The organism is Geminicoccus flavidas, assembly GCF_009806515.1.
Classification (GTDB): Bacteria; Pseudomonadota; Alphaproteobacteria; order Geminicoccales; family Geminicoccaceae; genus Geminicoccus; species Geminicoccus flavidus.
The window spans coordinates 1-1,142 of record NZ_WUJP01000132.1; the positions used below are offsets into that span (position 1 = coordinate 1).

Here is a 1,142-nt window from a genome sequence, read left to right on the forward strand (position 1 = left end):
CGGCGGATGTCGGTGCGCACGATCGCGACCAGCTCCCGGCCGTTCGCGGCCTGGACGAGTTCGGCCAGCTCGGGGTCGGTGAAGCGGGCAAGCTCGGGCGCCTCGCCGGAGACCTGGACCTCCCACTCGCCGCGCGCAAGGGGGACACCGTCGCCCGCGGGCTCGCACTTCACCGCTTGGACCCAGCGCCGTCCTTCCTTGCGCACGCGGAGGCTCATGCCGAGCTCGCGGCGCAGCGTGCCTTCCGGGGTGTCGTAATAGGTGGCGACCAGCCGCCTGCGGGCGGGCAGGCCCTTCAGGCTGTCCGCCACTACCGGATCGGCCAGGAGCTTGCGCAGATCCTCGGCTCTACCCTCGAGCTTCAGCTCGCGCTCAACGCCCATACTCGCCCCTGGCTCCGACTGTGGACCGGGGGTCTCATTGCAGAAAACTTCAGGTCAATCTACCGCGGGCGGCCACGTCGACCAGCCGCTCCACCTGGTCGCCGCGGATGAGCGCCACCTGGTCGTAGAGGTTGCTGACCGGGCAGGCATGGTTCGGCAGGACCCGCAGCAGGTCGCCGACCTTCGGCCGCTCGCCCTCGACCTGGCTCAGGTCGACATGGCCGTGCTCCTCGGACAGGGCGTGGATCACCGCATCGGGATATTCCATGATCCGGCCATAGCCGTTCAGCCCATGCAGGTCGGTGGTGAGCGCCTTGGAGCCGGCGTCCAGGATTGCCCGGTCGGGGGCCGGCCGGGACACCACCGTGGTCAGCACGGTCAGCGCGCAGTCGTCCAGTCCGATGCAGCCGGCGCGCATCTGCATCCGGTCGCCGTAGATATAGGTCCCGGGGCGGTGCTCGGTGACCGGGCCCTGCTCGTTGGCGGTCCACATGTCCGGGCTGCCGCCCGAGGACAGGATCGGCGCCTCGATGCCCAGCTCCTTCAGCCGGGCCACGGTCTCGGTGAAGAAGGCGACCACGTTCGGCTGGCCGCCCGGCGGCGGGTAGGTCAGGAGGCCGGCAAAGCGCAGGCCCGGCGTGGCGACGATGTGCCGGGCGAGATCCACGGTTTCATCAACCGTCTGGGTGCCGTTGCGCCTGGCCCCGGTGTCGCACTCGACCAGCATCTCGACGCTCATGCCGGCGTTGGCGAACGCCC

Annotated in this window: 2 protein-coding genes; both read right to left on the minus strand. The window is 70.2% G+C overall.

Annotated features, from left to right (window positions below; all coding sequences use genetic code 11):
• Positions 1-383, minus strand: a 383-nt coding sequence (locus EQG76_RS03495; protein ID WP_159710652.1) for a CYTH domain-containing protein, incomplete at its 3' end; no start/stop codon positions are given.
• 49 nt (positions 384-432) lie between these two features.
• On the minus strand, positions 433-1,142 hold a 710-nt coding region (locus EQG76_RS03500), incomplete at its 5' end, for an alanine racemase (protein ID WP_159710654.1).